Annotated in this window: 20 protein-coding genes; 8 read left to right on the forward strand and 12 right to left on the reverse strand. The window is 71.1% G+C overall.

The features are described from left to right. Window positions 1-116 precede the first annotated feature (116 nt). A complete protein-coding gene (locus tag ACZ46W_RS26310; protein WP_468342129.1) occupies window positions 117-1160 on the forward strand; it encodes a YhgE/Pip domain-containing protein in 1044 nt (347 codons plus the stop codon). Between the two features lie 10 nt (window positions 1161-1170). Here ACZ46W_RS26310 and ACZ46W_RS26315 read toward each other — a convergent pair whose 3' ends face one another. Both ACZ46W_RS26315 and ACZ46W_RS26320 read right to left on the reverse strand, forming a co-directional pair. Further along, a complete protein-coding gene (locus ACZ46W_RS26315) occupies window positions 1171-1608 on the reverse strand; it encodes a PaaI family thioesterase (RefSeq protein WP_468342131.1) in 438 nt (145 codons plus the stop codon). A gap of 10 nt (window positions 1609-1618) precedes the next feature. Next, entirely contained in the window at window positions 1619-2797 is a 1179-nt protein-coding gene (locus tag ACZ46W_RS26320; protein ID WP_468342134.1) for a ferritin-like domain-containing protein, read from the reverse strand. A gap of 344 nt (window positions 2798-3141) precedes the next feature. Between ACZ46W_RS26320 and ACZ46W_RS26325 the strand changes: the two genes are divergently transcribed. Genes ACZ46W_RS26325 through ACZ46W_RS26340 form a run of 4 tightly spaced genes read left to right on the forward strand, consistent with a single transcriptional unit; the run spans window position 3142 to window position 6039 of the window. After that, window positions 3142-3600 carry a PaaI family thioesterase gene (locus ACZ46W_RS26325; protein ID WP_468342137.1) on the forward strand — a complete coding sequence of 153 codons (459 nt, stop codon included), beginning with the start codon at window positions 3142-3144 and terminating at the stop codon, window positions 3598-3600. Window positions 3601-3634: 34 nt separating this feature from the next. Next, entirely contained in the window at window positions 3635-4294 is a 660-nt protein-coding gene (locus ACZ46W_RS26330) for a TenA family transcriptional regulator (protein WP_468342140.1), read from the forward strand. A 12-nt stretch (window positions 4295-4306) separates the two neighbouring features. Then, window positions 4307-4999 (forward strand): hypothetical protein, encoded by a 693-nt coding sequence (locus tag ACZ46W_RS26335; RefSeq protein WP_468342143.1) that lies wholly within the window; start codon window positions 4307-4309, stop codon window positions 4997-4999. 8 nt (window positions 5000-5007) lie between these two features. After that, the gene (locus tag ACZ46W_RS26340) at window positions 5008-6039 is read left to right on the forward strand and encodes a methyltransferase (RefSeq protein WP_468342146.1); all 1032 of its coding nucleotides are present in this window, start codon (window positions 5008-5010) and stop codon (window positions 6037-6039) included. Window positions 6040-6110: 71 nt separating this feature from the next. Here the strand turns inward: ACZ46W_RS26340 and ACZ46W_RS26345 are convergent, their stop codons facing one another. Continuing rightward, the gene (locus tag ACZ46W_RS26345; RefSeq protein ID WP_468342149.1) at window positions 6111-7196 is read right to left on the reverse strand and encodes a S1 family peptidase; all 1086 of its coding nucleotides are present in this window, start codon (window positions 7194-7196) and stop codon (window positions 6111-6113) included. Window positions 7197-7475: 279 nt separating this feature from the next. On the opposite strand from ACZ46W_RS26345, the gene ACZ46W_RS26350 reads away from it, so the two are divergent. Beyond that, window positions 7476-8345 carry an alpha/beta fold hydrolase gene (locus ACZ46W_RS26350; RefSeq protein ID WP_468342152.1) on the forward strand — a complete coding sequence of 290 codons (870 nt, stop codon included), beginning with the start codon at window positions 7476-7478 and terminating at the stop codon, window positions 8343-8345. A gap of 18 nt (window positions 8346-8363) precedes the next feature. On the opposite strand, the gene fxsT is transcribed toward ACZ46W_RS26350, so the two are convergent. From fxsT to fxsA, 4 genes are all read right to left on the reverse strand, one after another. Beyond that, on the reverse strand, window positions 8364-12296 hold the full coding sequence (gene fxsT, locus ACZ46W_RS26355) for an FxSxx-COOH system tetratricopeptide repeat protein (protein ID WP_468342155.1): 3933 nt from the start codon (window positions 12294-12296) through the stop codon (window positions 8364-8366). After that, on the reverse strand, window positions 12280-13614 hold the full coding sequence (locus tag ACZ46W_RS26360; RefSeq protein WP_468342158.1) for a TIR-like protein FxsC: 1335 nt from the start codon (window positions 13612-13614) through the stop codon (window positions 12280-12282). The genes fxsT and ACZ46W_RS26360 overlap by 17 nt, the downstream gene beginning before the upstream one ends. A gap of 121 nt (window positions 13615-13735) precedes the next feature. Next, window positions 13736-15958: a radical SAM/SPASM protein FxsBH, inactivated beta-hydroxylase extension form gene (fxsBH, locus tag ACZ46W_RS26365; protein ID WP_468342161.1), complete on the reverse strand. Its 2223-nt coding sequence runs from the start codon at window positions 15956-15958 to the stop codon at window positions 13736-13738. A 9-nt stretch (window positions 15959-15967) separates the two neighbouring features. Further along, complete coding sequence (fxsA, locus tag ACZ46W_RS26370; protein ID WP_366131532.1) at window positions 15968-16132, reverse strand: FxSxx-COOH cyclophane-containing RiPP peptide; 165 nt, start codon at window positions 16130-16132, stop codon at window positions 15968-15970. 232 nt (window positions 16133-16364) lie between these two features. On the opposite strand from fxsA, the gene ACZ46W_RS26375 reads away from it, so the two are divergent. Further along, the gene (locus tag ACZ46W_RS26375; protein ID WP_468342164.1) at window positions 16365-17267 is read left to right on the forward strand and encodes a DUF4231 domain-containing protein; all 903 of its coding nucleotides are present in this window, start codon (window positions 16365-16367) and stop codon (window positions 17265-17267) included. A gap of 4 nt (window positions 17268-17271) precedes the next feature. Here the strand turns inward: ACZ46W_RS26375 and ACZ46W_RS26380 are convergent, their stop codons facing one another. The 4 genes from ACZ46W_RS26380 to ACZ46W_RS26395 form a co-directional block, all read right to left on the reverse strand. After that, the gene (locus ACZ46W_RS26380; protein ID WP_468342167.1) at window positions 17272-17763 is read right to left on the reverse strand and encodes a hypothetical protein; all 492 of its coding nucleotides are present in this window, start codon (window positions 17761-17763) and stop codon (window positions 17272-17274) included. A 131-nt stretch (window positions 17764-17894) separates the two neighbouring features. Beyond that, the gene (locus ACZ46W_RS26385) at window positions 17895-18797 is read right to left on the reverse strand and encodes a S1 family peptidase (RefSeq protein WP_468342169.1); all 903 of its coding nucleotides are present in this window, start codon (window positions 18795-18797) and stop codon (window positions 17895-17897) included. 272 nt (window positions 18798-19069) lie between these two features. Further along, window positions 19070-19858, reverse strand: coding sequence for a DUF1684 domain-containing protein (locus ACZ46W_RS26390; protein ID WP_468342172.1), 789 nt, complete (start codon window positions 19856-19858; stop codon window positions 19070-19072). A gap of 19 nt (window positions 19859-19877) precedes the next feature. After that, a complete protein-coding gene (locus ACZ46W_RS26395) occupies window positions 19878-21182 on the reverse strand; it encodes a DUF5685 family protein (protein WP_468342175.1) in 1305 nt (434 codons plus the stop codon). 289 nt (window positions 21183-21471) lie between these two features. On the opposite strand from ACZ46W_RS26395, the gene ACZ46W_RS26400 reads away from it, so the two are divergent. Further along, window positions 21472-21906, forward strand: a complete 435-nt coding sequence (locus ACZ46W_RS26400) for a cell division protein SepF (protein WP_468342178.1) — start codon at window positions 21472-21474, stop codon at window positions 21904-21906. Between the two features lie 13 nt (window positions 21907-21919). On the opposite strand, the gene ACZ46W_RS26405 is transcribed toward ACZ46W_RS26400, so the two are convergent. After that, window positions 21920-23122 (reverse strand): acyl-CoA dehydrogenase family protein, encoded by a 1203-nt coding sequence (locus ACZ46W_RS26405; protein ID WP_468342181.1) that lies wholly within the window; start codon window positions 23120-23122, stop codon window positions 21920-21922. Window positions 23123-23128: the final 6 nt, after the last annotated feature.

The raw sequence follows: 23128 nt of genomic DNA on the forward strand, positions 1-23128 counted from the left end.
ACTACCACCATAGACCAAGTTCGAACGTCTGTACGACCACCCGTGCGACCACCTACGGATCCGCCATTCGGCCCGTCCCACCTGCGGGAACGCGGCCCGCCCCGGAGCGTGGGGGCATGAAGCTCGCCGCCGAAGTCAAGAACGCCGTCACGCCCCGGGCCGCGCTGCTGGTCATCGGCGTCCTCGCCCTCCAGTTGCTGTTCATCGCCTCCTATGTGGGCGCGCTGCACAACCCGAAACCCAAGGACGTGCCGTTCGGCGTGGTGGCGCCGGGACCGGCGGGCGCCCAGGCCGCCGAGCGGCTGGCGCGACTGCCGGGCGACCCGCTCGACCCCCGGGTGCTCGGCGACCGGGAGGAGGCCCGGCGGCAGATCATGGACCGGGAGATCGACGGCGCCCTGATCATCGACCCCAGGGGCACCACCGACACCCTGCTGGTCGCCTCCGGCGGCGGCACCGTGCTCGCCAACGCCCTGGACAGGATCATCACGGAGGTCGAACGGCCGCAGCGGCGCACGGTACGGACGGTGGACGTGGCCCCCGCCTCACCTCAGGACTTCGACGGCCTGTCCGCGTTCTACCTGGTGGTGGGCTGGTGCGTGGGCGGCTACCTGCTCGCCTCGATCCTGGCCATCAGCGCGGGCTCCCGCCCCGCCAACCCGCAGCGCGCGATCATCCGGCTCGTCGTCCTGGCGCTCTCCGCGCTCCTCGGCGGCCTCGGCGGCGCGGTCATCGTCGGCCCGGTCCTGGGCGCCCTGCCCGGCAGCGTGGCCGCGCTGTGGGGACTGGGCGCCCTGGTGGTCTTCTCGGTCGGCGCGGTCACGCTCGCGCTCCAGGCGCTGACCGGGATCGTCGGCATCGGCCTCGCGGTCCTGCTGATCGTGATCGCGGGCAACCCGAGCGCGGGCGGCGCCTTCCCGGCCCCGATGCTGCCCGACTTCTGGCGGGCGATCGGCCCGGCCCTGCCGCCGGGCGCGGGCACCTGGGCGGCGCGCTCGATCGCGTACTTCAGGGGCGACGCGATCTCCGGCGCGATGCAGGTCCTCGCCATCTGGGCGGTCGTCGGCACCGTACTCACCCTGGTGATGTCCGCGGTGCGGAAGCGGACCGGTCACGGCGAGCGGGAGGACGGCACGCCCGTCGGCGCGGACGCCTCCTGACGGGATCAGCTCACGACACCGTCTTGATGCACGCGGTCGCGGTCGCCACGGCGACGGTCCTGCCCTCAGGGTCGACGAGCTCCCCCGCCAGGAAGCACACCTCCTTGCCGCGCTGCACCACCCGTCCCCGCCCCACGAGCCGCCCCGGCCGGGCGGGCCGGAGGAACTGGACGTGGAGGTCCAGCGTCGGGGCGAACTGCCCGGGCGGCAGCGTCGCGACCAGGGCGGGGCCCAGGGTGTCGTCGAGCATGGCGGCCAGGAAGCCGCCCTGCACGGTGCCGGCGGGGTTCAGGAACTGCTCCCCCGCGTGGAAGGCGACCTCGATGGTCGCCGCCTCGGGATCGACCGCGACGAGCTCCCAGCCCAGCGTGGTGGCCGCGGCCGGCGGCGGGATCCGCCCGGCCTGCACGTCCCAAAAGAAGCCCTCGCGCTGCTCTTCCATGGTCATGAGACCGACCCTACGGGTTCGCCGGGCGGTCCGACGCGCGGTCGGCGCCAGAGGTGCCGGAGGTTCCGGATGTGCCGGAGGTTCCGGATTCCGCGCCGAGGGATATCGCCTCGTCGACTTCCCGCCGCCGGGCGCCGAGTTCGGCCTCGTAGCGCTCCCGGTCCACGGCCTCGGCGATGTCCTCGTCCTGCCGCATGAGCGCTTCCAGGTCGCCCTTGGCGTTGTCGAGGATGCCCATGTCGGTGTACGCGGCCTGGACCCGCTCGCCCCACAGGCCGACGTCCTTGACGCAGGGCACGACCCGGCTGAACAGCAGTGACTGGTAGAGGCGGTACATCTCGGAGTTGTCGACGTGCTCCATGCACTCGTCGACCGGCAGGCCGAGCTGCTCGTACACCTCCCGCCCCTTGAAACGGTCGCGCAGCAGGTAGCAGCCCTCCACGACGAACTCCTCGCGCTCGGCCCGCTCGGCCGTGGTGAGTTGGGCGTAGTAGTCCTTCAGCGCCAGGCGTCCGAAGGCCACGTGACGTGCCTCGTCCTGCATCACGTAGGCGAGCAGTTGCTTGACCAGGGGGTTGGTGGACACGTCCCGGAAGAGGCCGAAGGCGGCGAGGGCCAGGCCCTCGATGAGGACCTGCATGCCCAGGTAGGGGAGGTCCCAGCGGGAGTCCTCCAGTGACTCGGCGAGCAGTTTGGCCAGGTCCTGGTTGATCGGGTAGTACATCCCGACCTTCTCGCGCAGGAACCGGGTGTACAGCTCCACGTGCCGCGCCTCGTCCATGGTCTGCGTGGCGGCGTAGAACTTGGAGTCCAGGTCGGGCGCGGACTCGACGATACGGGCCGACACGTTCAGGGCGCCCTGTTCTCCGTGGAGGAACTGGCTGAACAGCCACGATCCCTGGTGCCGGGTGAACTCGACGCGCTCCCGTTCGGTCATCCGGTCCCAGACCCGCGACCCGAGCAGCGGATTGAACTCGTCGGGCAGTCCCGCCGCGTTGTCCGGGTCGACCTCCAGGCCCCAGTCGATGCGTTTCTGGGCGTCCCACTGCTTGTCCTTGCCCTTCTGATACAGGTTCAGCAGCCGGTCGCGTCCGTCGTCGTAGTCCCAATTGAAGCGGGTCGCCCCCGCCATGGGAACGTTCCAGATCTCCTTGGGGGCGCCCGGGACGTAGAAGTCGAAGAAGCTCACTGGTGTCCAGACCTTCCGAGAGCGAGAGCGAGAGAGCGAAAGCGAAAGCGCGTGCTCGTCTTCGTGCCCATGGATCTACTGTCGGATCTACCGTCGGGTAAATTAGACTCCCCGTCACCATGGGTCAAGGCCGCGAGAGCAGCACGAGCGGACCGGACACAATTGGCCGAAACCATGCGGTCCACCCATGATCGGCATTCCCCCGACTATGCGCCTTGACAAGGCGTCAGGCCACTGCCAAGAATCGGTGGCGCTTGATGTCCCGAAATCCGGCATGTCTGATCATGCCGTGCGTACGGTTCGGCTCCCGGCCCCTCCCCACAGGCAAGAAGGGAAGCCTCGACGTGTCCGAAACACACCTCGAGCAGGAAACCGTTTACGATCGCCTGGGCGATCTTCCACCGGTCGCGGAAATGATCTCCTGGAAGCTGCTCGGGCTGGACAGGGCGGCGAATTCCATCCATCTTTCATTCACCGCCGCCAAGGAGTTCACCAATCCCGGCGGAACCGTTCACGGCGGATTCATCACCGCCATGCTGGATGAATGCATGGGTTCCGCGGTGGTCGGTCTCACCGAAGCGGAATTCCTGCCTTCCACCATCTCCATGACCACCGATTTCATCAGGCCGGTCTTCGTCGGAGAGGTGTTCGGCGAGGGCCGGATCACCTCCATGGGCGGCAAGTCGGCCTTCCTGGAGGGCAAGCTCACGGACGCGGAGGGGACGACGCTGGCCCGGTCGGTGGCCGCCTACCGCCTGCTGCCGTGGCCGGAGCACCTCAAGCCCGGGCCCAAGCGGAGCTGACCGTCCCGAACCGATCTCCGGAAGGAAGCGGAACATGAGCAACTTCGAGCGACTGCTGGCTGCCACGGAAGCCGAGTTCACGAGCGAGATCGAGCGAAACCCGCTGATCGAGGTGGTCGCCGGCGGGCAGATGAAGCGCGAGCACTACATCAGCTACCTGCGCGAGACGTACCACATGGTCCGGCACACCTCCCGCATGCTGTCCCTCGCCGGCGCCCGGCTCGGTGACGACTACCGCGGGCTGCGCGACTGGTTCTTCGAGCAGGTCCAGGAGGAGAACAACCACGACCTGTTCTGCATCAAGGACCTCCAGAACCTCGGCGAGAGCGCGGAGGAGGTCCTCGCGGTGCCGCCCAAGCCCGGCTCGTGGGGGCTGGTCGCCCAGAACTACTACATGGCGACCTACGGCAGCCCGCTCGGCATCCTCGGCGTGGCGAGCCTCACCGAGGGACTCGGCGCGGACCTCGGCAAGTCGATGGCGGACCTCCTCAGGAGCGAGTACGGCCTGGAGAAGAACCAGATCTCCTTCATCAAGAGCCACGCCGGATTCGACGCCCGGCACATCGAGGACGTGAAGAGGGCGGTCAACGAACTCCTGGTCAAGGACTCCGACCTGGACGAGGTCATCCAGGGCCGGCGGATGACCATCCACTACTACGGCCAGATGTTCCGGGACGTGCTGGCGAGCGCCTGACAGGGAGACGACGTGCCACCGAACCCGAGCCCGGTACTGGAGAACCAGGAACGCGAATCATTCATCACCTACACGGCCGCACCGCACGATCCCGACGTGCTCCGGGAGTTACACAAGTACCAGATCTCCGAGATCACCGAGACATGGGAGGAGGAGGACTACCGGAACTTCCTGAAGAAGGCCCTCACACCCCTCGGGCTGTTCCGGGAGGAATTCCTGCCGAGCCAGTCGTCCCACTGTTACCGGATCACCTTCAACGGTGAGACGACGGCCATCTTCCGGCTCACGCCCACGGACCCCGGATCAGTGTTCCACCAGGTCATCCCCGGAGCGGCCGGGAAAAAGATCCTCGAAGTGAACAACGTGGCCGTCGAGGAGAGCTTCCGGGGGGATCTCCTGCTGGGAGTGATCCTTCGGGACTGCGCGCTGCTCGCCCATGAGAAGGGCTACGACTTCGTCGCCGGGGTGGTGCGGCATGAAATCCTGCCCCTGTTCGTCGACTTCGGCACCATCCCGGTGCGGCACGAACCCCTCCACGTACTGGGGGACGACAACATCTGCGACTACGTCACCTACTTCATGACCCACAGGCGGGAGCACATCGATTACGCCTGCGCCCGCGGATACCACTATTTCCACCGCAAGGTCACGATGAACGCGATCGACGCGGACGTACGGCGCTCACGCGAACACGCGGGGCGGTGAGGGGGCCCATGGACGAAACGACTCCCCCCGCGAGCACCCGTCTGCTGATGATGGTGCTCCAGATGATGGCGGCGAAATCCGTGCACGCAGCGGCCGAACTGGGCCTCGCCGACCTGCTGGCCGAGCGCCCCTACGGCAGTACCGAGCTGGCGGAGAAGACCGGTACGCACCCCGCGTCGCTGCGCCGGCTGCTGCTGGCGCTGGCCGGTCTGGGCGTCGTGAGCCGGACGGACGACGACCGCTTCGAGCTGGCCGGCCTCGGGCAGCCCCTGCGGCGGGACGCCCCTGATTCGGTCCTCGCGCTGGTGAGACTCGGTTGCGGGCCGGAGGTCTGGCGGGCCTGGGAGCACCTGCTGCCCAGCGTCCGCACCGGGCAGCCGGCCTGGGAGCTGGCGCACGGCGTCAACTGGCTGGACTTCTACGCCGACAACCCGGAACGGGCCGCCGTCTTCAACGCCTCCCAGGCCGAGCACACCCGCGACACCATGCCCGCCGTCCTGGCCGCCGCCGACTTCTCCCGCTTCCACACGGTGGTGGACGTCGGCGGTGGCGACGGCACTCTCATGGCGCACGTCCTGTCCTCGCACCCCCGGCTCCGGGGCGTGGTGTTCGACGTGCCGACGGGGCTCGCCGCCGCGGCCGGCCGGCTCGCCTCGGCCGGCGTCGCGGACAGGTGCCGGGTGATCAGCGGGGACTTCTTCACGTCGGTGCCCGAGGGCGCGGACGCGTACCTGCTGAAGGAGATCCTCCACGACTGGGAGGACGACAAGGCCGTCGCCATCCTGCGCACCATCAAGGCGGCGGCGCCACCGGACGGCCGGCTCCTCGTCGTCGAACGGGTGCTGCCCGAGCGGGCGGCCCCGGGCCCGGCCGCCGCCCATCTGTACCTGCGCGACCTGCTGATGCTCACCGTCACCGGCGGCAGGGAACGCACCGAGCGGGAGTTCCACGGCCTGTTCGAGGCCGCCGGATTCGTACCCGCCCGGACGACCGGACCGCTGCCCTTCGGCTACCGGGTCCTGGAGGCCACCCCGGCCTGAAGGGCCGGTTCATGACAAAGCCCCGGACCGCCGCTGTGGCGGTGGCCCGGGGCCTCGTCATGCCAGTGGCGTCAGCCGATCTGCGCGCCGAAGGTGGTCAGCGCCTCCGTGACCGGCTGGAAGAACGTCTCACCGCCCGCGGAGCAGTCGCCGCTGCCGCCCGAGGTCAGACCGACCGCCGCGTCGCCCGAGAAGAGCGAGCCGCCGCTGTCGCCCGGCTCGGCGCAGACGTTCGTCTGGATGAGCCCCTCGACGACCTGGCCGTTGCCGTAGTTCACGGTGGCGTTCAGGCCGGTGACCTCGCCGTCGTGCACCTGGGTGGTCGAGCCGCTGCGCGTCACCTTCATCCCGACGGTCGCCTCGGCCGCCTTGGTGATGGCCTGCTTGCCGCCGCCGTAGAGGTTGACCTCGCTCGGGTGCGCGGTGTCACCGGCGTACTTGACCAGCGCGAAGTCGTTGCCGGGGAACTGCGAGTCGACCATGGAGCCGATCGCCGCCCCGCCCTGGGAGTCCGACCACTCGCTGCCCGTCTCGCCGCAGTGGCCGGCGGTGATGAAGTGCGGCTGGCCGTCCTTGACCACGTTGAAGCCGAGGGAGCAGCGTCCGCTGCCGGAGTGGATGGCGTCACCGCCCGCGATGAGCGGCTTGAACTCGCCCGCCGAGCGCTTCAGTTCCGCCTTGGAGCCGAGCCCCTTCACGACCTGGGTGAGCTTGTCCAGGGCCGCGCCCTTGACCGTACGGTCGGCCGTGACGACGACCTTGTTGCTCACCGGGTCGACCGCCCAGGACGTGCCGGGTATGGTCGCCCGGCTCTTCAGCGTCTGCCGGGCGCCGGTCAGCTCGGCCAGCGTGTGCTCGACCAGTCTCGCCTTGCCGCCCGCCTCGCGCACGGACTCGGCCGCGGCCTCGTCGACCACGTTGACCACCAGGGTCCTGGAGGTGGCGTCGTAGTAGGCGCCGGCGGCGTCGCCGCCGAGCGTCTTGTCGAGCGTCGCGGCGAGGGTGCCCGCCGCGGGCGCCGACAGCGTCTTCACGGTGAACCGGGGCGCTTCCTCACTGGCGTTCGCAGTCTGGAAGGTGATACCCGCTCCCAGCAGAGCGACAGCGGCTCCGCCCGCGATCGCCGCACGCCTTTTGGGTATGCGTCGGTGCTTCACAACTCGACCTCTCCTGTGGGGGGCCGTGTCCGGGTACGTGGGGTGCCCTGACACGGAGGATGGGCAGTCCACTATCCCGATACCAACCGGTAGCACACAAGGTCGACTTCAGGACGCGCACGCGACCTTCACTCCGCGCCCCCGGCACACCCACCACTCCCGCGGTCCGTGCCGGTTGACGTTTGCGAATTCCGGCCACGTCCCGGCAGGCGACAAAGCGACCCCGTGCAGGCACCCTGATGGGTAGTCATCGACGGACACGTGAAGGAGGCGGGGGGCTTGCGACGTCGGGTGCGCGCGAGGGACGGCCGGCATCTGATGGTGGAACGCCTGGGGGACCCGCAGGGCCGTCCGGTCTTCCTGCTGCACGGCACGCCCGGCAGCAGACTGGGGCCGGCCCCCCGTGGCATGGTGCTCTACCAGCGCGGCATGCAACTGATCGCGTACGACCGCCCCGGGTACGGCGGTTCGGACCGCCTGGCGGGGCGCAGCGTCGCCGATGTGGCCTCGGACGTGGCGGACATCGCCGACGCGCTCGGCCTGGAGCGGTTCGCGGTGGTGGGCCGCTCCGGCGGCGCGCCGCACGCGCTGGCCTGCGCCGCCCTGCTGCCGCACCGGGTGACCCGCACGGCGGCGCTGGTGACGCTGGCGCCCAGGGACGCGGACGGGCTGGACTGGTTCGAGGGCATGGCCGCCTCGAACGTCACGGAGTACACGCACGCGACCCTCGACCCCGACGGCGTCGCCGACCGCCTCACGCCCCGCGCGGACGCGATACGCAAGGACCCGGTCCGGCTCCTGGACGACCTGCGCCGGGAGCTGACCGCCTCGGACCGGATGGTCGTCTCGGACGCGGGCGTGCGGTCGATGCTGCTGCGCAACTACCAGGAGGCGCTGCGGACCTCCGCGTACGGCTGGATCGACGACGCGGTGGCCTTCTGCAGCCCCTGGGGGTTCGACCCGGCCGACATCCCGGGCGAGGTGCTGCTCTGGCACGGCGAGCAGGACGTCTTCTCGCCGGTCGGCCATTCACGCTGGCTCGCCCGGCGCATCCCGGGCGCGACGGCCGTCCTGGAGCCGGCCGCCGCGCACTTCGACGCCCTGCACGCCCTGCCCCGCGTCCTGACCTGGCTGCTGGACACGGACTGATTCCTTGCGACGGAGGCGTCACACCGCGAGCGGCTCCAGGTCCCGGTGCACCCGGCGCTCGTCCCGGGCCAGGCGGGTGAGCGCGTGCTCGTCGCCCAACTGCCGGGCCAGTTCGTCGGTGGTCTCCGCCCGCAGCCGGTCGGCCTCGTCCTTGCGGCCCAGCGCGCCCAGCGTGACCGCAAGGTTGGAGGCGACGCCCAGCACCTCCGGGTGGTGGGCGCCCAGGACCTCGCGCAGCGCGCGCACGGTGCGCTGCTCGATGGCCAGGGCCTCGTCCAGCTCGCCCAGGTCGGCCTTGGCGTTGGCGATGTTCACCGTGCAGAACAGGGCGTGCGGATGCCGCTCGCCCAGGACCTCCCGCATGACCCGCAGGGCGGCCTGGAGGAGTTGCTCGGCCTCCTCCGGGGCCCCGCAGCCCCACTGGTAGATGCCCAGGTTGTTGAGGGCGGCCAGGGTGTACGGGTGCCGCTCGCCGGGCACCTCCCGGTACTGGTCGAGGACCTCCTGCGCCAGGTCGCGGGCCGCCACCGGCTCCCCGGCCGCGAACAGGTCGGCCGCCAGGTTCAGGTCGCAGGCCAGCGAGTCGGGGTGGGCGTAGGTGTACTTGGCGCGGTACCGGTTGCGGGTGGCCGTGGTCAGCCGCCGCGCGTCCTCCAGTCTGCCCGCCCGGCGCAGGGACACGGCGAGGCTCTTCCCGGCGGCGAGGGTGCCGGGGAAGGCCCGGCCGAGGGTCTCCTTGTAGCTGTCGTACGTGCGGGACAGCAGCGCCACGGAGTCCTCGTACCGGCCGACCTCCCGCAGGTCACGAGCGAGGGAGGTGGCCGAGGAGAGGGTGTAGGGGTGCTCGGGGCCGAGCACCTCGGTGCGCCGGTCGAAGACCTCCTGGTCGATCTCGCGGGCCCGGGAGTACTGCCCGACCATGCGCAGGTTGAGCGCCAGGTTGTTCGCGGCGGCCAGGGTGCGCGGGTGGGAGTCGTGGAAGATCTGGCTGAAACCCTCGTGCGCCTCGGTGGCCAGTTCCATCGCCCTGCCGTAGTGGCCGAGTGCGCCGAGGTCCATGGCGAGGCTGGAGGTGGTCATGTACGTGTGCGGGTGGGAGCGGCCGAGGACGGCGCGCTGCCGCTCCAGGGTGACCTCGTCCAGCTCCCGGGCCTCGACGTAACGGCCCTGGGAGCGGAGGATGTTGGAGAGGTGGAAGCGCAGGTAGAGGTACTGGAGGTCGTCGTTGCCGAGCATCTCGCGCCAGGCGTCGCGGAGGTCCTCGGCGAGGGTGCCGGCGGTCTGCCAGTCGCCGCGCTTCCAGAGGTAGCGGACCCGGTCGATGAGCAGCCGGCGGGTCTCGGGCTCCTTGCAGTAGCGGGCCTCGGAGGTGCCCAGGTGCGGCCAGATGGTGGCGAACCGGGGCCAGGTCTCGGGGTTGTCGATCGGCTCGTCGTCGTCCGGCCGGGCGCCGGCCAGGATGCGGTGGACGGCGTGGCGGGCGTCGCGCTGCTCCTCCTCGGAGAGCTGGGAGCGGATGACGGCCTGCACGAGCCGGTGCACCTGGATGGAGTTGGACACCTGGTCGACCTTGGCCAGGGCGAACCGGCCGATCTCGCGGATCACCCGGCCCAGCACCAGCTTCTCCTGCAGGGAGGCGTCGTACGGCTTGAGCGCCTCGATCATCTCCTTGCTGTACAGCAGGTTGGCGTGGATGGGCTCGGGGGCGAAGAACGCGCAGAGCTGGAGCAGCCGCACGGCGGCCGGTGAGCGTTCCTTGAGCCGTTCGATGGAGACGTTCCAGGTGGCGGCGACCGGTTCGGGGTAGCCGGCCGGCTGGTTGAGGGCCAGGGTGCGTGCGGCGGCGTCCTGGAGTTGCTCCAGGTAGGCGGCGACGGGGGTGGCCGTCTCCGCGATCCAGGCCGCGGCCTGCTCGACGGCGAGCGGCAGGTCGCCGACCGCTTCGGCGACCTTGTCGGCGTCCTCGGTGCTCAGCCCCTTGGCGCGGCGCTGGAGGTGCTCGATGGACTCCTCGCGCATGAACACGTCGACGGGCAGCGCGTCGCCGTACTGCGACCAGGTCTGGTTCCTGGAGGTGACGAGGATGTGCCCGCCGGTGGGGAAGAACCGCTTGAGCGCGTCGGGGTCGTCGGCGTTGTCGAAGACGAGCAGCCACCGGTTGGACGGCACGCCGCGCCGCAGCAGGTCGATGGCCTCCTGGCAGGCGGCGGCCATGTCGTCGCCGCCCTGGGCGCCGAGGCGGACGGCCAGCTCGGCGAGGCCGGCGATCACGTCGTCGGTCTGTTCGGCGGACATCCACCACACCAGGTCGTAGTCGGCCATGAAGCGGTGCACGTACTCCAGCGCCACCTGGGTCTTGCCGACGCCGCCGAGCCCGTAGATGGTCTGCGGCTGGGGCAGGACGACCGCCATCCCGCCGCCGAGCTGGTCGCGCATCCGCTCCAGGACGACGGAGCGGCCGGTGAAGCCGGGGTTGCGGGGCGGCGCGTTCCAGATCTTCGGCACGGTGCCGGGGAAGCGGGGCCCGGGCGGCACGCCCTCGTTGAGCTTGACGGGCCGGTCCAGGGCGCGCAGCAGCGCGGCGGTGGCGTGCACCTCGTCGAGCCGGAACAGGTCGACGGGGTTGCGGTCGATGTAGGGGGTGGTGAGCCGGACGTCGCCGACGCGCAGCGGCAGCAGGTGGCGCCGCCCGCCGCCCGGGTCCTCGGCGGCGGCCCGCTCCCACACCTCGACCGCGCGGGCCGACTTCAGGTACGCGCTGGACAGCAGGACGACCGTGCGGGCGGCGTTCTCGGCGGCGTGGAGGACGTCGCTGCCGGTGGTCGCGGGGTCGGCGGAGACGTCGCGCGGGACGACGCGGAACCCGGCCCGGGTGAGGACGGACTCGATCCAGTCGGCCCACATGCGGTTCTCGGCGACGTACGACAGGAACAGGTCGGCGGGCAGGGCGGGGCGGCGCCGGGTGAAGGCGTCGCGGATCCGCAGCCGCACCTCCTCGTTGACCGCCGGCATGGCGGTGACCTCGCCGTCGGTGACGACGGCGGTGAGCCGCTCGAAGGCGGACAGCAGCGAGTTGGCGATGCCGGCGTCGTCGCCGAAGGTCGCGAGGGTCTCCTCGTAGGCGTAGTAGGGGCGGTAGGGGATCTCCACGGCCCCCCAGTAGGACGCCAGCTCCTCCCCCGTCAGCCCGCTGGGGAAACCGTCGAACTTCAGCCGGGCCAGCGCCCGGCCCGCGTCGGCCTTCTCCTTCTCGCCCTCGTCGATCCGCATCGGTACGGGGAAGATGCGGATGCCCCGGCCGCCGTAGCGTTCGTCGATCTGGCGTGCGACGGCGGCGGCACCGTCCATGGACTGGTCGCTGAGGGTGAAGCAGTCGACGAGCGCGTCGGGCAGGTGGACCGTGCAGATGTCGGCGATGTCGCTGAGGCCGGTGCGGCTGTCGATGAGGACGTAGTCGTAGTTGGCCTTCATGTCGTCGCGCAGCGCGTCGAAGAAGTGCCCGCCGCCGAGCCGGTCGTAGAAGTTGTCCCAGTCGAAGGTGGAGACGGTCGCGGAGTACTCGCGGTTCTGCTTGCCGGCGGAGACGAAGTCGAGGGTGCCGCCGTCGGGGAACTCCCAGCCGAGCGCCTCGGGGGTGAGGGAGACGGCGTGCGGCTGGATGCGCGCGTAGTCGCGGTGCCAGTCGTCGGGGCGCTGCACGGGGCTGGTGGCGGCCCAGGCGTATTCGGTGATCAGGTCGATGACGCCGGTGGTGGCGCCGAGGGTGGACGGGTCGAGGAAGGGGTGGAAGAAGCGGTGCAGGCCGGGGGCCTCCAGGTCCCAGTCGACGGCCAGGACCCGCTTGCCGTTCGCGGCGAGAATCCAGGCCGTGTTGGCCAGGGCCATCGTCCGTCCCGTACCACCCTTGTAGGAGTAGAAGGTGACGATGCGTCCGTCACGACTGGCTGTCATCCAGATCCTCCGCATCGGGCGCGATCTCGTGCGTCTCGGGTATGTAGTGGGTGGTGCCCAGTTCGCTCGCCATGGGGCCGCGCAGCCGTGGCCGCTCGGTGTGCCGGCCGCCGGCGGGCGGGTAGACGGCGGCGTGCCGCAGGTACTGCTGGGCGGCCGCCTCCACCACCTGGGGCAGGATCTGGCCGAACGCCTCCATGCTCGGTACGCCTCTGGCGGCGGCGCGGCTGGCGGCGCGACCCTGGCCCATCTTGATGGGCATGGTCTGTTCGAGCCTCTCGTTGAGCTCGGCGTCCTCCGCCCGGCTCTGGTGGTCGAGTTGGTTGCGGGGGACGACGACGCTGACCCAGGGGCGGTGTTCGGCGTCGAAGGCGGCGAGCCGTTCGCGGCGTTCGTCGTCCTTCAGAGCCCAGCGGTCCAGGAGCAGGATCTCGGGGCGGCTGGGGGGCTGCTTGGCGTCGGGCGGTCCGGCGTCGTGGTCGAAGGAGGTGACGGTGGCCTGGTAGTTGAGCGAGCGGACCAGGTCCTCGGTGACGTAGGCGAGCGGCCGGGCGGCGTCGGGGTGGTACGGGTTCCAGTCCTGCGGCATGTCGCCGTAGTACTCGGGGTCACGGCCTTCGGGAAGGTCGTGGCGGGTGGGGGCGGCGACGGTGACCTGGAGGGGTCTGGGGCCGCGGCCGGGGGTGCCGAAGGCGCTGGGCGCGGAGCGGTAGTCGACGGGTCTGCCGGGGCTGATGCCCGCGGTGTCGGCGACGGAGACGATGCGTTTGGCCAGTTCGTAGACGGCCCGTTCGTACTCCTCGGCGAATATCCGGAGTTTGATCAGGCCGTAGAGCCCGTCGGTGACGTAGCGGTCGCCGAAGTCGCGGTGGTTGAACTGCAACCGCTCGGCGGGCCCCGGGAGTTGCTCGGGCGGCACCGGTACCCACAGCGCGGGCACGATGGCGTCGGCGGGCCTGTTGTGTTTGGCGTGGTGGTAGATCGCCCGGGTGGCGAAGGCGTACCACTCCTTGCCGCACATCTCGCTGGCGAAGTAGCGGGGTGAGAACAGGGGGACGAAGACCCGGCAGGTGGCCAGGACCTCTCCCAGCCGTTCCGACCAGCCTTCGCCGGAGCGGATCTCCCGGTCCATGAACCCGGCGGGGGCTCCGGCGGGGAGATCGGTCATGGCCATCACATGGCCGCACAGATCGCGGAAGAGCCGCTCGACCCACATGTCGGGATCGGGTCCGCCGGCTCCGTACCTCGGCGTATGCGCATAACTCAAGAAGAAGTACGGCCGATGGTCCGCCGCTCGCGCTTGCGGTGACGCCTGCACACGACCCCCGTCCTATGTGATCACTCGCATCCGGGATGTGAAGGATACGAGCTGATTAATCATTCCGGAGCAGGCTTTGCTGCACCCCCACGACGTTCAGTCATTCAACGCTGCTTTTCGGTCATCCATGCGACAGCATGACGGCCCGTTCCCTTGATCGGCACAGTTCCTTGCGTACCCGGGCCACCAGCAGTCGGCCGCTCACGGTAAGTTCGGCGGCGTTTTCCAGCAGGTCGAGCGCCCTTTCGGCGTGTTCGGCATGGCCGTGTTCGTACGCGGCGAGCCCCGCCCGCTCGTACGCCCCGGCCAGTAGCGCGGAGACCGGCACGGGCGCCTCCTGCCAGGGCGCCGGGTGGCTCCAGGCACCGTCCAGCGCGTAGAGGTCCGTGACGTCCAGCAGCGCCCGCAGCTTGGCCCGCCGGAAGCCGCGCAGCAGGGCCCGTGCGAGCGCTCCGGCCTCCTCGCGGAGGGGCAGGCCGAGCGCCCCGTACCCGTGCCGCCGCCCCACGCACGGCTCGGTCCCGGTGAGCGGCGTGAGGGTGGTCAGGCTCGCGGCGGCCTCGGCGGCCTGGTCCGGTACGGCGTCCCGCAGCAGCGCCCAGGCACGGTCCAGCCGCCCGCTCCACCCGGCCGCCTCGCCGGGCGTGAGCCGGCCGGTGACGGGCGCCGCGAAACCGTCCCGGTACGGGTCGAGGTCGTCCAGCGCGACGCCGTGCGTCCCGCGCCGTACCGGCCGCCAGCCGGCCACCTCCGCCCCGAGCCGTTCGACGCGCACCTCATCGCCCCCGGCCGCCCGCACCAGGAAGCCGTCCCCGGCCGCCCGCACCTCCACCGGACCGGCCGCGCCAAGGCAGACCGTCCCGAGCGTCGGCAGGTGCAGCTCACCGCCCGGGTGGGTGACGCGGACCGGGACGTCGACCCGGCCCCGTACGGCGGCGGCGGCCACGTACCGCGCGAGCTGCCCCGCGAGGCCGGCCGCCCCGGCGCGCCCCTCGCGCAGGGCGTCCAGGCAGTCGAGGAGCCACGCGCGCGTGTAGGGGTGGGCGAGCACCTCGTCGAGCCCGTCGGAGCGCTGTTCGACGGCGCCGGCCAGCTCCCACGCCTCGGCCCACCCCTGGCCACCGCGCCCGTCGAGCTCGCTGTGCAGTTCGGCGAGGAGGACGCGCGTCAGCTCGTGCTGCTCGCCGACGAGCGCGCCGGGGTCGGTCACGGCGGGGGACGCGGTGGCCGCGGCGGTGCGGTCCTCGACGCCGCGCACGAGCGCTTCGAGATCGGCACAGTAGACGGACGGGTTGTCGAAGCCGCCCTCGGCCCGGTAGCGGTGGGTGTAGAGGCCGCCGCCGCAGGAGCGGACGACGGGGCACTGCCGGCAGGTCTCGCTGACTCCGGCGAGGCCGAGCTGGCGGGCCCGGACGCCGGGGTGGGCGGCGACCTCGTCGAAGGAGTGCTCAAAGACGTCGAATCCGGTGGCGGCGGCGCCTTCGTAGGCGCTTTTGAGGGAGTCGACCTGTTCGAGGGTGCCGTCGGTCTCCACGACGACGAGGTCGGTGGGCGCGAGGCCCAGGGACTCGGTGAGGCTGGGACCGCCGTTCAGGGTGGACAGCACGGATTCGAAGAGCCGGACCGGGACGGGCCTGCCCTGGCCGTTCCACCGGTCGAAGACGGCGAGGATCCACTCGGCGTACGCGGTGGGCGAGCCGTCCGGGCGTGGCGGGGGCTCTTCCCAGGTGGCGTGCGGCAGCAGGAAGTCGATGCGCGGGGGTGACAGCTCCAGGAGCGCGTCGTACACGGCGACGGGGTCGTTGGCCACGTCGATGGTGCACAGCAGGCCGAGGTCGAGGTGGCGGTACCGGTCCTGGTGCAGCAGGTCGATGGCCTTCAGCACGAGGGGGTGGCTGCTGCGGCCGTCGGCGAAGCGGCGGTGGCGGTCGTTGGCCGTCTTGTCGCCGTCGAGGGAGATGCCCACTTTGACGCCGTACTCGTCGAAGAGATCGAGGTAGCGGGGGCTGAGCTGGAGGCCGTTGGTGTGGATCCGGAGGTCCAGCTCGGTGAGGGGGGCGAGGGCGGTGGTCAGCTCCTCGCAGACGCGCCTGAGGCGCGCGGGCCCCGCCAGCAGAGGCTCCCCTCCGTGCAGGATCACTGACACGGAGGGCAGGGCATGTTTCTTGGCATGCTCGGCCAGTCGCAGAGCTGTCCAGGAAATGGCCTGGTCAGAGATTGCCTTGGGGCGGGTACGCCAGCTCTGATCAGCGTGTTCATAGATATAGCAGTGGTCACAGGCAAGATCACACCTGCTGTGGACCTTCAGGACGATCTCGCGGAATGGGACCAGGGGTCCAGTCATTCCGCCAGTTTAGAGCGCCGAGTTGAACGTCGAGACACGCTCGGTACGGTCGGTCACCGAGGGCAGAACGCGGCTCAGCTTCTTGGCTGCTGCCGCTCCTCGCACGTCGATCTCGGCGAGTGGAACACGATTCTTCTTCGCGACAGCGAAGGTGACTGAGGTCTGAAAGCTCACGACGGCCGTCCTAGGGGGAGTGGGTCGGTTGGGGATAACCGCACCGTTGCAGTGTCGGCGGCACGACTTTACTCTCATGCCCACCCACAGCAAATCAGCGCAAGAGGTTGAAACAAAAGCGTTGCGCCAGTATTCCCCGACCGACCCGGAACGAGCCATTCCACCGAAAGAGTGACGACAAAACCGCAGACCGGGGGTGCGCATGACCGGGTTTCAGGGCCCACTGCAGAGCATGGTCTTCCGAAACGCAGATCTGCCTGCGCTGTTCCACCGGGCGGACGAGATCGCCATCGCCCGCCAGCGCGACGCGGTACAGGACACCCGCTCACAGCTCTGGCTGCTGGTCGCGGGCGCCCTACTGGCGGCGATACCCGGCGGCTGGCCCATCGGGGATACGTTCCAACTGGCGGGCGCCCTCAGTGCGTTGGCGTACGCGGGCGTACTCCTGGCCACGTACCGCGCCTCCAGGCGCCGTGCGAAGTCGCATTGGCAACTGAACCGCTCCGCCGCCGAGTTCATCAAGTCGATGTGCTGGCGGTACGCCGTCCACGGCGCGCCCTTCGACGCCGACTTCCCCGACCCGGACGGGGAGTTCCTGTCCCGGCTGGAAGCGGGGCTCGGTGAGCTGCGGAAAGTGGGCTGGGTCGACCCGCGCGCGTCGGCGCCGGCCGATGACCGGAGCGAGCTCATCACCCCGGCCATGCGGATGCTGCGCGAGAAGCCCTTCCGGGTACGCAAGGAGACGTACGTCAGGGACCGGCTGATCGAGCAGCGCAACTGGTACCACAGGAAGACGGTGGTGTCGCGCCGGGCCACCACGCTGTGGTCGGTCACCATCTCGGTGCTCACGGTCCTCGCGCTGTTCCTGGGCGTGTTGCGGACCTTCTCGGTGGGCGACTCGGCCGTGATGGCGGGGCTGCTGTCGGCCGCGGCGGCCGCGTGCGTGGCCTGGAGCGAGATCCGCCGCCACCAGCCGCTGATAGCGGCGCACTCGCTGGTGGAGGAGGACCTGGCGGCGATGCACACCGCGATGGAGACGGTGATCGGCGAGGACAGGTGGGCGGCGGCCGTGTACGAGACCGAGCGGGTCGTCTCGCCCCAGCACACCGACTGGCTGGTCCAGCACCGGCGGTGAACCGTCAGGCGCGTTCGACGCCCGTGCGCCAGATGACCGTCACCGGTTTCCCGAGGTCACGGGCGTAGCGCACGATGTCCCCGGTGCCGCCGAGGCCGCGGGCGGGGCGGCCGTCCCAGACGGCGAGCAGCCGGTCGCAGTGGTCGGCGATGTAGGTGCCGGCCGCGTAGTACGCCTCGTCGGTGGAGTGCGCGTAGTCCATCCGGACCTCGCGCGTGGCGCGCTTGCGGAAGGCCTGGTAGCGGGCCAGCTCCTCGGGGTCCGTGAAGCCGTCCTCGTAGTCCCCGGCGGGGATGACGGCGGTCAGCTCGGCCCCGCAGGCGAGGGCGATGTCCGCGAAGAGCTGGTCCGCCCCCGCGGCCAGGCTGGACAGCGCCTCCAGCCCGCCCCCGTGGCCCCTGGTGGCCGCGTGGATCACCGCGTGGATCGCGGCGCGCACATGGGCGTGGAGCTCGTCGGGGATGTCCCTGTGGCCGGTCACTCCGATGCGCTTCATCCGCCCCCGCTCTCCGACGTCGCCCTGTGGCCGAGCGCCGTAACATCCTCTCAAATGTGGGCGCTCCCGGGCAGGACGTCGAGCCCCCGGCCGGGAATCCGGCCGGGGGCCCGTCGCGCCGGGCGGGTCGGTCAGTAGACGCTGACGCGGTACGCGCTCAGGGCCTCGGTGACCGGCTGGAAGAAGGTCGTGCCGCCGGTACGGCAGTTGCCGCTGCCGCCGGAGGTGAGACCGATCGCGCGGCTGCCGGAGTAGAGCGGGCCGCCGCTGTCGCCGGGCTCGGCGCACACGTTCGTCCGGATCATGCCGTAGACGACGTCGCCGCCGCCGTAGTTGACCGTGGCGTTCAGGCCGGTGACGCTGCCGCTGTGGGTGCCGGTGGTGGAGCCGCGGCGGGTGACGGACATGCCGACGGTGGCGTTGGCGGCGCTGGTGATGTCGACGTTGCCGACGGTGCCGGGCTTGGCGATGGAGGTGTTGGAGTAGCGCACGATGCCGTAGTCGTTGTTCGGGAAGCTGGAGCCGGTGGTCGGGCCGAGGACGGTGGTCCGGCCGGAGTTGGCGTACCAGGTGCCCGCGCCGTCGGTGCAGTGACCGGCGGTGAGGAAGTACGTGGTGCCCGCGCTGTCGCGGACGTTGAAGCCGAGGGAGCAGCGCCAACTGCTGGCGTAGATGGCGTCACCGCCGGAGATCAGCTTGGTGAACCTGCCCGGGGTGCGCTCGATCCTCAGGGCGCCGGCGTTGGCTCCGGCCTGGCGCTTGATCTTGGCGATCTCGGCCTCGGAGACGGTCGAGTCGGCGGTGACGACCAGGGCGTTGGTCGCCGGGTCGACGTGCCAGGCGGTGCCCGGTACGTCGGCCTTCAGGACGGCCGAGCCGGCCGCGGACAGCTCGGCGGCGCTGTAGGACCGCGGTGAGTCGGCGTTCGCGGCGGGGACCGCGAGGGTGGCGGCGGCGGCGAGACCGGTGGCGACGGCGAGCAGACGGGATCGTCTGGCTATGCCACTGCGGGGGGTGGTGCGCTTGTTCCTCACTTCTCGTTCCTCCCGAGGGGAATCGGGGGCCCGCCGTGGGGGGATCGGGCCCGTGAGGCGCAGTCAGGGTCTTCCAGGGCTCGGTTCACCTCCGCCCCTGACCCGGCGCGGGTCCGGTTTTCGGGCACGCCGTGCCCCTGACAAGCGCTGCTTCGGGAGTATTGGCGGGGTGAACTACCGCCGCAAGGGTGTCTTTCGGCCGAGCCGGGCGCGGGCAGGGAAAGGCGCCCGGCGGCCCTGCCCAGCCCGTCGGGCTCCGTCCCTGTGACGTGTCAGCCGCTCATCACGTTCCGCTCCCCCGCCGGGACCGGGACCGGGAGGGTGTTGCCGGGCGGCGGGAACGGGCAGATGAAGTGCTCGGCGAAGGCGCACGGCGGCAGCAGCGCCCGGTTGAAGTCGACGGTCACCCGCCCGTCGGCACCCGGGGCGGCGGGCCGCAGGAAGCGGAAGCGGTAGGTGTCCTTGCCGCTGGTCGCGTCGGCGAAGACGGCCCAGAGCGAGCCGTCGTCCTCCACCGCGGCCTTGAGGGTGTGCTCGGCGCCCTGGAGCGTGAAGGCGACCTCCCCCGAGAGGCCGAGCCCGCGCTCGCGCCCGTCGGCGTTCTCGACGCGTACGCTGCGCTCGGTGGCGTACGGCCGGTAGGTTCCCGGCACCACCCAGCGCTCGTCATACGGGGTGGCCTCGATGCCGGTGAACGCGCGCCGCGCCGGGGCGGCCGGGTCGAAGTCCCGGACCGCCCAGAGCCCTTCGCGGCGCAGCACGACCAGCCGCCGCTCCCCCGCCGCGACCCGTGCCCGCTCGATCGGGGTGTGGTCGGCGGTCAGCCGGACGTCGCCGGTCAGGGGCGTGCCGTCGACGGTGATGCCGTCGGCCGCGGAGGCGCTCAGCAGCACGTGGTCGCCGGCTTCCCGCCAGGTTCCCGGGACGGCCGGAATTCGCCCCTCCGGGTAGTCGGAGAGCCAGTACGTGCCGGTGAGGGAGAGCGGGCCGTAGGGGGCCGATACGGAGGCGACGCGCCGGTCGTGCCAGCGCCGCCAGTCCGCTTGGGGTTCGCTGCTCATGCGGCAACCTTACGGTCCGTCAGCAGCCGTCGCAGGGGCAGCAGCAGTCGCAGCCTCCGGGGTTGCAGTCGCAGTCGCGGCAGCAGCCCTCGCGCTTCTTGCGGGACCAGGGGCCCTCGTACTCCTTGGCGCAGCAGATCTGGCAGGTGCAGAAGAGCCAGGTGAACGCCGCGCAGCCGGCCCAGAAGCCACGGGGCTTGGGCCGGGACGGCCCACCGCCGGGGCCGCCGGGGCCGGGCGGCATCCCGCCACCGAAGCCGCCGGGTCCGCCGGGACCACCATGCCCGTGACCGCCGCCGTACCCGCCCGGGCCGCCGGGGTACGCGCCGCCGGGGGCGCCGGGCTGCCCGCCGTACGGGTTCTGCCCGCCGTACGGGTTCGACGCGCCGTAGGGGTTCGAGGCGCCGTACGGGCCCTGGCCACCCTGGTACGGCTGCTGCGGCGTGCCGTACCCCTGGTGCGAGCACGTCGCCGTGCCGAACGCCCGGTCCACCGACCTGCGCAGTTCGTGCGCGAGCAGCACGTGCAGCAGCGTGTCGTCCACGAATTCCGCGTCGCGCAGGGCGAGCCGTATTCCGTGCAGCGCGTCGTCCGCGAGCCGCCGCGCCTCGGCGAGCGGGGTACCGGTCACGGTGAGCGGGTTCCACGCACCCGACACGGCGTCAGTTGCCTGGTCCTCCACGGCGTCCAGCAGGTGCGCGAGCCGCCCGAAGAGCCGGCCCGCCTCGGCGAGGGGCGCCACGTTCTGCGGCTTGCCGGCCAGGACGGCGGTGTGCGCGAAGGCGGCGGCGGTGGCCGTCTCGGTCGGCTCGGTGATCGTGAGCAGGGGCGTGCCCGGCCCGGCCAGCGCCTCGATGCCGGTCTGCCGGTCCACCGCGTCGACCAGGACGGCGGTGTCGAAGCCCAGCTCGCGCCCGGTCCGGGCGCCCGCCCGGTCCCAGTTGACGGCGACCCGGCGCGCGGCGGCGGCCACCGGCTTGCGGGCCAGCAGCCCGTCCCGGTCGGCGACATGGTCCCGTACCTTCGCCGAGGCCAGCACCAGCGAGACGGCGGCGGCGAGCCGTGCGCCCTCGCCCCGGGCGACGGGCGCCGTCCGCATGGCGCGCAGCGGGCAGGGCCCCGCCGTGCGCCGTGCCCCGGCGGTGCGCTCGGCCTGAGCCTCCGTCAGGACAGAGACGATGAGGCCGTCGTAGTTGGTGGCGACCCTGGCGAACTGCCCGTGGTCGGCCCGAAGTGCCAGGCAGAGCCCGCACAGATGGGCCATCCACTCGGTCTTCAGCCCGTCTGTGAGCCGGTGCGTGCAGGGCCGGACGATTCCGAACATGGTGCTCCCCCGTGGGTGGTGCGTACGTGCGCGGCGGGCATCGTACCGAGCCGGTTCGTTCACCCGTACGTCCGCACGCTCACCCGTACGGCCCGAATTTCATATTTGAGTTACGCAGGCCCCTTCTCAGGGCCCGTACGCCCGTGGAACCTTGACGAATCGCCACATCTTCTGCACCAGTACCGTCACGAATCGCTCGCGCGGCGACTGTCCACTTGGCGCGCGATCCGCATGATGGACGACCATAGGGATAGCGGAACCACAAGTGACCGCGCGAAAGGAGGCGTCCATGGGATCGGTGCGCAAGGCGAGTGCATGGCTCGGCCTCGTCGAGGACAACGACGAGCGCTACTACGACGACGAGTACGCCGAGGGTGACCGCAGCAGCGACGCCTGGGTGACCGACCCGCGGGTGCGCGTCGCCTCCGAGGCCGCCCAGGAGGAGGGCCGCCGGATCGCCACGGTGTCCCCGGACGGGTTCCGGGACGCCCGGAGCATCGGCGAGCTCTTCCGGGACGGGGTCCCGGTCATCATGAACCTCACGGCCATGGAGCCCGCCGACGCCAAGCGCGTGGTCGACTTCGCGGCCGGCCTGACCTTCGGACTGCGCGGCTCGATCGAGCGCGTGGCGACCCGGGTCTTCCTGCTGACGCCCGCGGACACGCAGATCGTCAACGGGGAGCCCGGGACGCACACCCAGGACGGGTTCTTCAACCAGAGCTAGCGGGCGAGGCCGCTTACCGGAACGCGTCGAGGCCGGTGAGCGCCTTGCCCAGCACGAGCTGGTGCATCTCGACGGTGCCCTCGTAGGTGAGCACCGACTCCAGGTTGGTGGCGTGCCGCATGACGGGGTATTCGAGCGAGATCCCGTTGGCGCCGAGGATCGTCCGCGAGGTGCGGCAGATCTCGATCGCCTCCCGTACGTTGTTGAGCTTGCCGAAGCTGACCTGCTCGGGGCGGAGCCTTCCGGCGTCGAGCCGCCGCCCGAGGTGGTGGGCGAGCAGGATGCCCTTGTGCAGCTCCAGCGCCATGTCGGCGAGCTTGGCCTGGGTGAGCTGGAAGCCGCCGATGGGCTTGCCGAACTGCTCGCGCGTCCTCGCGTACTGGAGCGCCGCCTCGAACGACGAGCGCGCGGCGCCCATGGCGCCCCAGACGATTCCGTACCGGGCGTGGCTCAGGCAGCTCAGCGGGCCCTTCAGTCCGGTGACCCGGGGCAGCACGGCGTCGGCCGGCAGCCGTACGTCGTCCATGACCAGCTCGCTGGTGACGCTGGCGCGCAGCGACCACTTGTGCTTGATCTCGGGCGCCGAGAACCCGGGGGTATCCGTCGGGACGGCGAAGCCCCGGATGCCTTCGTCCGTTTGCGCCCACACGACGGCGACGCCGGCGACCGAGCCGTTGGTGATCCACATCTTGCGGCCGTTGAGCACCCAGTCGGTGCCGTCCTTCTTGGCGTACGTCCGCATCGCGGCCGGGTCGGAGCCGATGTCCGGCTCGGTGAGGCCGAAGCAGCCGATGGTCTCGCCCGCCGCCATGGACGGCAGCCAGCGCTGCTTCTGCTCCTCGGAGCCGAACCTGTGGATCGCGTACATGGCGAGCGAGCCCTGGACGGAGACCAGGGAGCGGATGCCGGAGTCGGCGGCCTCCAGCTCCAGGCAGGCCAGCCCGTACTGGACGGCGGTGGCGCCCGCGCAGCCGTAGCCCTCCAGGGACATGCCGAGGGCGCCGATCGAGCCGAGTTCGCGGGCCAGTTCCCGGATGCCGGGCAGCTCGCCCTTCTCGTACCAGTCGGCGATGTGGGGCAGGACCCGGTCGGCGGCCCAGGCGCGGACGGTGTCGCGGACGGCGAGGTCCTCGGGGCCGAGGAGGTCGTCGACGCCCAGGGGGTCACCGGCGTCGAACGGCGGGAGCTTCGCGGGCTGCTTCTCGGGTGCGGACATGCGGGA

This window comes from Streptomyces sp. NPDC031064, from assembly GCF_055570965.1.

Coding starts and splice junctions, on each gene's coding strand:
- ACZ46W_RS26375 (WP_468342164.1), top strand. CDS start 16,365: ATGGTCTTCCGAAACGCAGATCTGCCTGCGCTGTTCCACCGGGCGGAC.
- ACZ46W_RS26310 (WP_468342129.1), top strand. CDS start 117: ATGAAGCTCGCCGCCGAAGTCAAGAACGCCGTCACGCCCCGGGCCGCG.
- ACZ46W_RS26340 (WP_468342146.1), top strand. CDS start 5,008: ATGGACGAAACGACTCCCCCCGCGAGCACCCGTCTGCTGATGATGGTG.
- ACZ46W_RS26330 (WP_468342140.1), top strand. CDS start 3,635: ATGAGCAACTTCGAGCGACTGCTGGCTGCCACGGAAGCCGAGTTCACG.
- ACZ46W_RS26405 (WP_468342181.1), bottom strand. CDS start 23,122: ATGTCCGCACCCGAGAAGCAGCCCGCGAAGCTCCCGCCGTTCGACGCC.
- ACZ46W_RS26380 (WP_468342167.1), bottom strand. CDS start 17,763: ATGAAGCGCATCGGAGTGACCGGCCACAGGGACATCCCCGACGAGCTC.
- ACZ46W_RS26390 (WP_468342172.1), bottom strand. CDS start 19,858: ATGAGCAGCGAACCCCAAGCGGACTGGCGGCGCTGGCACGACCGGCGC.
- ACZ46W_RS26400 (WP_468342178.1), top strand. CDS start 21,472: ATGGGATCGGTGCGCAAGGCGAGTGCATGGCTCGGCCTCGTCGAGGAC.
- ACZ46W_RS26315 (WP_468342131.1), bottom strand. CDS start 1,608: ATGACCATGGAAGAGCAGCGCGAGGGCTTCTTTTGGGACGTGCAGGCC.
- ACZ46W_RS26395 (WP_468342175.1), bottom strand. CDS start 21,182: ATGTTCGGAATCGTCCGGCCCTGCACGCACCGGCTCACAGACGGGCTG.
- fxsT (WP_468342155.1), bottom strand. CDS start 12,296: ATGACAGCCAGTCGTGACGGACGCATCGTCACCTTCTACTCCTACAAG.
- fxsBH (WP_468342161.1), bottom strand. CDS start 15,958: ATGACTGGACCCCTGGTCCCATTCCGCGAGATCGTCCTGAAGGTCCAC.